Source organism: Streptomyces sp. NPDC018031, from assembly GCF_044327625.1.
Classification (GTDB): domain Bacteria; phylum Actinomycetota; class Actinomycetes; order Streptomycetales; family Streptomycetaceae; genus Streptomyces.
Map to the genome: position 1 here is coordinate 208908 of NZ_JBIRFT010000013.1, position 9749 is coordinate 218656.

Genomic DNA, 9749 nt, shown 5'->3' on the forward strand with positions numbered 1-9749 from the left:
CCACGGCCGTACGGCGTCGCCGGTCCGGGGACGGTCACCAGGCGGCGGCCGGCCGCATGAAGTCCGGCAGACTGTCCGGCGGGCTCCCCTCGGCCAGCGAGAACAGGATCTGCCCGACCATGTACGTCAGGTACGTCACGTTCGCCACCGCCGCCACCGCGAGGAAGCGCACCCACACGGCCCGCGCCGGGGCGAGCCGGTCCGCCCCACGCTCCACCAGCGTCTCACCGCGCTCGTTCACGAAGTACCGCACGATCGCCATCGAGGTGAAGAAGATCCCGGCCATCAGCACCTCGTACAGCGGGAACTGGAACCAGTGACCGCTGAACAGGGTGAGCTCCGGAATGGCCCGGGACCAGAAGAAGATGCCCATCAGCGGGAAGAACGCCTCGGAGAACGCGGTGAGCACGAAGCCCACCCCCAGGCCGAACGCCATCAGCGGCACCGGCCGGACCCCCGGGCGCCGTTTGGCCAGCCACTGCATCGCGGCACCCACCCCCATGATCATCATGAGGGCTCCCAGCGACGCCACCAGCGCCGGCAGCGGCAGCTCCGCCTGCTGATTGGGCCCCGCTCCCTGCCAGCCGGGCACGTAGGGCCCCCAGGAACCGGTCACCAGGAACTCGTTGGTGTTCAACGCGACCACCGGGTGCATCCAGTTCACCAGCGGGTCCTGCCACATGCACAGCGCCAGGCCGCCCACCATCAGCAGATCGAAGGTGGCCCGCCCCAGCCGGCGGGAGTCCCTGGCGAACTTCACCGTCAGACAGACCACCGTCAGCAGCGAGGACAGCGGAACCAGCACCCCGACGAACTTCATGCCCAGATGCGGATCGTGGTCGACGTCGGCCTTCTCGACATCCAGACCACCGTCGAGGATCCAGCTCGCGAACACGTACACCTGGAGCACGACGAAGAACGCGCCCAGACACGCCCACACCACGACCGGCGTCACCCGGCGGGCACCGCCCGCCGCCGCACCGGCCGCCGGGCCGCCCCCACCGGCGGCGGCCGGGAGATCGGCCCGCGACGGAGCCGGCCGGTCCCCGACGTCCCCGCCCGGAGCCGGTGGAGTCGCCTCGGTCGCTTCCGGGGGCGGGGCCTGATGACTGCTCATGGCTGTCCTCTCACTCGTGTTCGGTCGGTACTCAGAAGGTGGCGGTGAGCCAGCAGTCCACGGCCTCGGCCGTCGCGGCGGCGTGTTCCTGCATGATCGTGAAGTGATCGCCGGCCACGTCCAGGGCCGTGTGCGGCAGATGCCACGACGGGCGGAAGTCCCCGTCCCCCAGGGTCTTCGCCAGCTCGGCCGAGACATGGTCGGTGCCCCGCACGAAAAGCGTCGGAGTGGAGACCGGCTCCGGCGTGTAGTTCGCGAACATCCGCAGGTAGCAGCCCATCGCGGTGAGCCGCACATCGTCCATGCGCAGCCCGAACCGCTCCTCCATCTGGAACATGCCCGCCGTCATCTGACGCTCCAGCGGCACCACCGCCTCGTCCCCGTACAGATAGACGTCGACCAGCACCACCGCCGACGCGGGCGTGCCGGCCCGTTCCAGATGCGCCGCCAGCGCGTGCGCGACCCACCCGCCGCCGGAGTGCCCCACCAGCACGAACGGCGCACCGCCCGCACAGCGCAGGGCCTGCCGCGCCTCGAACTCCAGCAGCGCGTCCAGGGACGAGGCGGTCCGCTCCGCACCGGCGAAGCCCGGCAGCGGAAGGAACCACACGTCGCGGGCGCCGCGGAAGTGCGCCGCGAACCGCGCGTACTGGTTCGGGCTCGCCACCGCGGCCACCGTCGGCAGGCACAGCACCACCGGATCCACGGCGCCGTGCGCCAGCCGCAGCGGCTCCGGCGCCGGCCCCATCGCGTCCACCGAGTCGAACCCCTCACGGAAGTAGGAGGCGGCACGCATCAGCTGCATGCCCCGCGGCAACTGGTTGATCTCGTAGGCCCGGCGGAACAGCGACGCCAGCGAGTGCGGCGGCTCCACCGCCACCGCCTCCTCGGCGGGCACCTGGGCCGGCGGCAGCCCGGCAGGGGACTCGCCGCCGCCCGTCGCATCCGCGGTCCGCGGCGAGTCCCCGCGCTGAGCCGGGATGGCCAGCGCGCCGTCCAGATGCCGGGCGAGCACGGTGGGCGTGGGGTGGTCGAACAGCAGCGTGCCCGGCAGCCGCAGCGCCGTCGCGGCGGTGAGCCGGTTCCGCAGCTCCACGGCCGTCAGCGAGTCGAAGCCCGCCTCCATGAAGCTCTGGTCCGCCCCGATCGCCTCCGGCGAGGCGTGCCCGAGGGTAGCCGCCGCATGGCCGCGGACCAGGTCCAGGAGCGTCCGGTGCCGCTGCGGCGGGTCGAGCTCGGTCAGCCGCGCCAGCAGCGCACCGGCGTCGGCGCGGACGGCCCCGGCGGCCCCGGCGGTACGGCGCGGAGACGCCGCCAGCCGGCCGAGAAGCGGATGCAGGGTGCCGTCCGCGGCCCGCTGCCGCAGCGCGACGGCATCGAGCCGGACCGGGACCAGCAGCGGTTCCGCGGTGTGGGCGTGCGCGGTGTCCAGCAGCGCCAGCGCCTCGTCGTCGGTGAGCGGACCGACCCCCGAACGCCGGATGCGCCGACGGTCGGCGGCGCCCAGGGTGCCGGTCATGCCGCTGGTCGAGGCCCACATCCCCCAGGCGAGCGACGCGGCGGGCCGCCGCTCCGCGTGACGGTGGTGGGCGAGCGCGTCGAGGAAGGCGTTGGCGGCCGCGTAGTTGGCCTGCCCGGGCGCCCCCAGCACCCCCGCGGACGACGAGAAGAGCGTGAACCGGGCCAGCGGGCACCGCTCGGTCAGATGGTGCAGGTTGAGTGCCGCGTCCACCTTGGCGCCCAGCACGCTCGCCAGCCGATCGGGCGTCAGACCGGTGAGCATCCCGTCGTCGAGGGTCCCCGCGGTGTGGATCACCGCCGTCAGCGGACGCTCCGCGGGGATCGTGCCGAGGAGCGCCGCGACGGCGTCGTGGTCGGCCACGTCGCAGGCCGCGAGGGTCACCTCGGCGCCCAGCCCGGCCAGCCGCTCCCGCAGTTCGGCGGCGCCCGGCGCCTCCGGCCCACGGCGACTGACCAGCAGCAGATGGCGTGCGCCCTGGCCCGCCAGATGGGCCGCGACCCGGGCGCCGAGCGCCCCGGTGCCCCCGGTGACCAGCACCGTCCCCTCCGGGTCCCCGAACGGCGCGGCCGGCGGCATGGTGAGCACCACCTTGCCGACATGACGCGCCTGGCTCATGTACCGGAACGCCCGCACACCGTCCCGCACGTCCCAGGTGGTCACCGGCAGCGGTGTCAGCGCCCCGCTCTCGAAGAGGGACACCACCTCGCCGAGGATCTCCCGCAGCCGGTCCGGTCCCGCCTCGTTCACGTCGAAGGCCCGGTACGCCACCCCGGAGTGCTCCCGGGCGACCTCCGCCGCGTCGCGCGGATCGGTCCGGCCCATCTCCAGGAAGTGGCCGCCGCGCGGCAGCAGCGCCAGCGAAGCGTCGACGAACTCGCCGGTCAGCGCGTTCAGCACGACATCCACCCCACGCCCCTCGGTGGCCGTGCGGAACTCCTCACGGAAGTCCAGCGAGCGCGAGGACGCGATGTGCCGGTCGTCCAGCCCGATCGCCCGCAGGGTGTCCCACTTGCCCTCGCTCGCGGTACCGAACACCTCCGCCCCCAGGTGCCGGGCCAACTGCACCGCCGCCATGCCGACACCGCCCGCCGCGGCGTGCACCAGGACCGAGCTGCCGGGACCGATCCCGGCCAGGTCGGCCAGCGCGTAGTAGGCGGTGAGGAAGACCGCGGGGACCGCGGCGGCCTGCTCGTACGTCCACCCCCGCGGCATCCGGACCACCGACCGGTGATCGGTGACCGCGACCGGGCCGAACGCCCCCGGCAGCAGCCCCATCACCCGGTCCCCGGGCGCCAGGTCGGCCACGCCCGGGCCCACCTCGACCACCTCTCCGGCCCCCTCGACACCCACCGGACCGCCCCCGGGCAGCATGTCGAGCGCGTTGAGCACGTCCCGGAAGTTCATCCCGGCGGCGCGCACCGCAACCCGCACCTGCCCCTCGCCCAGCGGCCCGGCCGCCTCCGGGCAGGCCACCAGCGCCAGGCGGTCGAGCGACCCGCGGGCCGTGCTCTCCAGACGCCACGCGGCCACCCCCGCCGGCGGGCACAGCGCCCGGGTCGCGGCCGAGGCCCGGACCATCCGGGGGACCAGCGCGGCGTTGCCGCGGAGCGCCAGCTGCGGCTCGTCCGACCCGAGCGCGGCAGCCAGCCGTGCCGGGTCGGTGCCGGGGCGGCCGTCGTGGTCGACGAGACGGAAACGGCCCGGATGCTCGGCCTGCGCCGAGCGCATGAACCCCCACACCGGAGCGTGCACCAGATCCGGTGCGGCGTCGTCCGGCCCGGCGGCGACCGCCCCGCGGGTCAGCACGGTCAACCGGGTGCCGGCCAACCGTGGTTCGGCCAGCCACCGCTGGACCCACTCCAGCAGCCGGCACCCCACCGCCCGCACCTGATGCGCCGTCCGGGACGCCGCGGCCGGCGGGCCGCCGGCCGCGCCCTCGGCCTCCTGCCACCCCACCACGGACACCACGGCCGCCCCGGGCGGGGCCGCCCCGGCGCCCACCGCGGCGATCAGCGCGTCGAGATCACCATGGACGGCCACCTCCCCCGCGGCGCCGTCCCGCAACGCCGCCGCCACCCCCAGCGGGTCGTCACCGATCACCGCCCAGGGACCCGGACCCGCCGCGGCCGGCCCGCCGGCCGGCGACGGCGGCGCCTCCCACGCCAGGTGGTACAGGTGCCGGCCGGCGGCCGGCACCGGGCCCGCCGCCGCCAGCTGCTCCGCCGTGAACGGCCGGGTGACCAGCGCTTCGACACTCGCCAGCGGATTGCCCTCGGGATCGGCGAGCGCGATGGACACCGTGTCCCCGGCGGTACGGGTCAGCCGCACCCGCACGGTGGCGGCCCCGGTCGCGCGCAGCCCGACGTGGCGCCACGCGAACGGCAGCCGCTGGGCCTCCACCGGCTCCGCCCCGGCCGCCCCGGCGGGCGGGGCGGTCAGCGGAATGGCGTGCAGGGCGGCGTCCAGCAGTGCCGGATGGATGGCGTGCCGGCCGGCCGGACGAGCCGGCCCCTCCGGCAGCGCCACCTCCGCGAACCCCTCGTCACCGCACCGCCAGGCGGCCGTCAGCCCCTGGAACGCCGGCCCGTACCGGTAGCCGTTCTCCGCGAGGTGCTCGTACAGCTCGGTCACGTCCACCGGCTCGGCGCCCGGCGGCGGCCAGCTCCCGGACGGCACCCCGCCCGCGCCCGCGGCCCCCTCGGCCGACGCGGTGAGCGTGCCGGCCGCATGGCAGGTCCACGGCTCCGGCACCTCCGCCCCGTCGTCCCCGGCCGCGTACCGGCGGGCGTGCACGGCCACGGTGCGCCGCCCCTCGTCCTGCCCGGCCGGACCGACGGTCAGCTGGAGCTGCACACCACCCTGCTCGGGGAGGACCAGCGGGGCGAGCAGCGTCAGCTCCTCCAGATGCGGGTGGCCCACCCGCTCCCCGGCGTGCAGGGCGAGGTCCACGAAAGCGGTGCCCGGCAGCAGCACGGTGTCCAGCACCGCGTGATCGGCCAGCCACGGATGCGTGGACAGCGAGAGCCGGCCGGTGAAGACATGACCGTCCTCGTCGGCGAGCTGCACCGCGGCCCCCAGCAGCGGGTGGCCGGCCGTCTCCAGACCGGCCGCCGCCACGTCCCCCGATGCCCCGGTGGCCTCCAGCCAGTACCTCCGGCGCTCGAACGGATAGGTGGGCAGCTCGACGCGGCGCGCGTCCCGCTCCCCGATCAGCCGCCGCCAGTCGACGGCGAGCCCCTGGCAGTGCGCCTGGGCGAGCGAGGTCAGGAAGCGGTCCGGACCGCTCTCGTCCCGCCGCAGCGAGCCGATCACCACCACCTGCCCGCGGTCCGAAGCGGCGTCGACGGCGTGCCCCAGCACCGGATGCGGACTCACCTCGACATGGACGTGGTACCCCTCGGCGGCGAGCACCTCGAGCGCGTCACCGAACCGCACCGGACGGCGGAGGTTGTCGTACCAGTACCCCGAGTCCAGGTGCGGGCCGGTCACCCACTCCCCGGTGACCGTCGAGACCAGCGGCACCGTCGGCGTACGCGGCACGAGACCGGCCAGCGCCGCACGGAGATCCCCCTCCACGGCCTCCACCCGGGCGCAGTGCGAGGCGTAGTCCACCGGAATGCGCCGGGCACGTACCTCCTGCTTCGCGCAGACGTCCAGCAGTTCCTCGACGTCCGCGGGACCACCGGAGACGATGTGCGCGGTGGGCCCGTTGTAGGCGGCGATGGTCACCCGCCCCTCCCACCGGGCGAGCAGCTCCTCGGTCTCCGCCGCGCTCAGCGGCACGGACGCCATGGCACCCGCCCCGGAGAGCCGGGCCAGGGCCCTGCCGCGCTGGGCCACCACGGCCGCCGCGTCCGGCAGGGTGAGGGCGCCGGCGACATGGGCGGCGGCGATCTCCCCCTGGCTGTGCCCGACCACCGCGTCCGGCTCCACTCCGGCGGCCTGCCACATCCGGGCCAGGCCCACCATCACCGCGAACAGCACCGGCTGGACCACATCCACCCGCTCCAGCGGCGGCGCGCCCTCGGCCTGCCGCAGCATGTCACGGAGCGACCAGTCGACATGCGGGGCCAGCGCCCGCTCACACGCCTCGATCTGCGCGGCGAACACCGGCGAGGCGTCCAGCAGGTCCGCCGCCATCCCCGCCCACTGCGACCCCTGCCCCGGAAAGACGAACACCGTCTTGCCCGCAGGAGCCGAGGGCCCCGTGACGACCTGGGCGGACGGCTCACCGGAGGCGAGCCGGCCGAGGTGGTGCAGCAACTCCTCCCGGTCTCCACCGATCACCACGGCGCGCCGGTCGAAGACGGTACGGGTGGTGGCCAGCGACCAGCCCACCTCGGCCGGCCCCGGCTCCGGCCGCCCGGCCAGGTACGCGTGCAGACGGCCCGCCTGCTCCCGCACCGCCGCGTCACTGCGGCCGGAAAGCGGCCACGGCACCGCCGACGACACCAGCACCGGCGGCGCGGGCGCCTCCCGCTCCTCCGGCTCCGGCACGTCGTTCTCCGGCGGCTGTTCCAGGATCACATGGGCGTTGGTGCCACTGACTCCGAAGGAGGAGACCCCGGCCCGCCGGGGCCGGTCCGACCGCGGCCACGGCCTCGTCTCGGTCAGCAGCCGCACCTCCCCGGCCGCCCAGTCCACATGCGGCGACGGCGCGTCCACGTGCAGCGTCCTCGGCAGCGACTCGCGCCGCAGGGCCATCACCATCTTGATGACCCCGGCGATCCCCGCCGCCGCCTGCGCGTGCCCGATGTTGGACTTCACCGAACCCAGCCACAACGGCCGCTCCGCCGCCCGGTCACGACCGTAGGTGGCCAGCAGCGCCTGCGCCTCGATCGGATCGCCCAGGGTGGTCCCGGTGCCATGGGCCTCCACCGCGTCGACGTCCGACGGCGACAGCCGGGCGTTGGCGAGGGCCTGGCGGATGACGCGCTGCTGGGCCGGACCGTTGGGCGCGGTCAGCCCGTTGCTGGCACCGTCCTGGTTCACCGCCGACCCGCGGACGACGGCGAGCACCGGATGCCCGTTCCGCAGCGCCGCGGACAGCGGCTCCAGCAGCACCATCCCGACGCCCTCGGAGAGCCCCGTCCCGTCGGCCGCCGCCGCGAACGCCTTGCACCGGCCGTCCGCGGCCAGCCCGCGCTGCCGGCTGAACTCCACGAAGATGCCCGGCGTCGACATCACCGTCACCCCGCCGGCCAGCGCCAGCGAACACTCGTCGGCACGCAGCGCCTGACACGCCAGGTGCAGAGCCACCAGGGACGACGAGCAGGCCGTGTCCACGGTGACCGCCGGACCCTCCAGCCCGAACGTGTAGGACACCCGCCCGGAAGCCACACTGGTGGCGCTCCCGTTCCCCAGATATCCCTCGAACTCCTCCGGAACGGTCTGCAGACGCACCGCGTAGTCGTGCGACATCATGCCCGTGAACACGCCGGTCCGGCTGCCCTTCAACGATTCCGAGGTGAACCCCGCCCGTTCGAAGGCCTCCCAGGCCGTTTCCAGGACCAGCCGTTGCTGCGGATCGGTCGCCAGCGCCTCCCGTGGGGAAATCCCGAAGAATCCCGGATCGAATTCCGCCGCGTCGTGCAGGAATCCCGCCTCACGGATGTAGAACGTGCCCGGCCGGTCCGCGTCCGGGCTGTACAGGCCGTCGAGGTCCCAGCCGCGGTCGGTGGGGAACTCCGACAGCGCGTCCCGCTCCGCGGCCACCAACTCCCAGAGCCCTTCCGGGGAATCGACACCCCCCGGGAAACGGCAGGCCATCCCGATGACGGCGATCGGCTCCGCCGTCCTGGACTCGACCTCCTCAAGGCGTCGCCGGGTCTCGTGCAGGTCGGTGGTGACCCACTTGAGGTACTCGACGAGCTTGTCTTCGTTTGCCTGCGTCATCCGAAAATCAACCCACTTCGACGATCGGTGCAACGGGGAGTCAACGCGCGGTGTGCCTGATTTCCTTGTCGATGAATTCAAGGATCTCGGTGGCCGACGCGGACCGGATCTGCTCGGTGATGGCGGCATCCGGGGCCGCCGGAAGAGAAGTGTTCAGCTTCGACAGGATTCCCTGGAGGCGCGTACGCACCGTCCGCAGCGAATCACCGTCCCCGGACAGGGAAAGCGCCGCTTCCTCCAGCCTGTCGAGCTGCTCACCCACCACCACGGAGGCGTCCGGCGGATCGGGGAACATCTCCGCCCGGAGATAGCCGGTGAGCGATTCCGGGTTCGGCTGGTCGAACAGCAGGGTGGCGGGCAGCCGCAGCCCGGTGGCGGCGTTGAGCCGGTTGCGGAGTTCGACCGCGGTCAGCGAGTCGAAGCCCAGCTCGCTGAACGGACGGTCCGGGGGCACCGCCGAACCGTCGGCATGCCCCAGGGTGGCGGCCGCGTGCGTGACCACCAGGGCGAGCAGCGCCTCGTGCTGCTTGGCGGAGGGAAGCACCGCCAGCCGCTCCCGGACGGACCCGGCCTCCGGTGCCGCCGGCGCTTCACGACGGGAAGTGGGCGCCAGTTTGCGGAGGAGTGGGGGGAGGGGGTGGTTGGTGGTGTGGTTGCGGAGGGTGGTGGGGTTGAGGTGGATGGGGATGAGGAGGGGGGTGTGGGGGTGGGTGTGGGTGGTGTCGAGGAGGGTGAGGGCTTGGTGGTCGGTGAGGGGGTTGATGCCGCCGCGTTGGATGCGTTGGTGGTCGGTGGTGTTGAGGGTGTCGGTGAGGTTGCTGGTGGTGGCCCACAGTCCCCAGGCGAGGGAGGTGGCGGGTTGGTGGTGGGTGTGGCGGTGGTGGGCGAGGGCGTCGAGGAAGGTGTTGGCGGCGGCGTAGTTGGCTTGTCCGGGGGCGCCGAAGATGCCGGAGGCGGAGGAGAAGAGGGTGAAGTGGGTGAGGGGGAGGTGGTGGGTGAGGTGGTGGAGGTTGAGGGCGGCGTCGATTTTGGGTTGGAGGACGGTGTCCAGGCGGTCGGGGGTGAGGCTGGTGAGGATGCCGTCGTCGAGGGTGCCGGCGGTGTGGATGACGGCGGTGAGGGGGTGTGCTTCGGGGATGGTGGTGAGCAGGTCGGCCAGGGCGTGGTGGTCGGTGGTGTCGCAGGCGGTGATGGTGACGTGTGCGCCGAGGTCGG

The 9749-nt window shown here is 74.0% G+C and carries 2 protein-coding genes and 1 pseudogene; all 3 read right to left on the minus strand.

Translation table 11 applies throughout. From position 1 onward, the window contains the following. Window positions 1-34 precede the first annotated feature (34 nt). Entirely contained in the window at window positions 35-1117 is a 1083-nt protein-coding gene (locus ACH4B3_RS25640) for a spirocyclase AveC family protein (RefSeq protein ID WP_398466461.1), read from the minus strand. 31 nt (window positions 1118-1148) lie between these two features. Next, window positions 1149-8510, minus strand: a pseudogene (locus ACH4B3_RS25645) (SDR family NAD(P)-dependent oxidoreductase); the annotation flags it as partial. A gap of 64 nt (window positions 8511-8574) precedes the next feature. Further along, the coding region (locus ACH4B3_RS25650) for a KR domain-containing protein (RefSeq protein WP_398466463.1) at window positions 8575-9749 on the minus strand (1175 nt) is incomplete at its 5' end.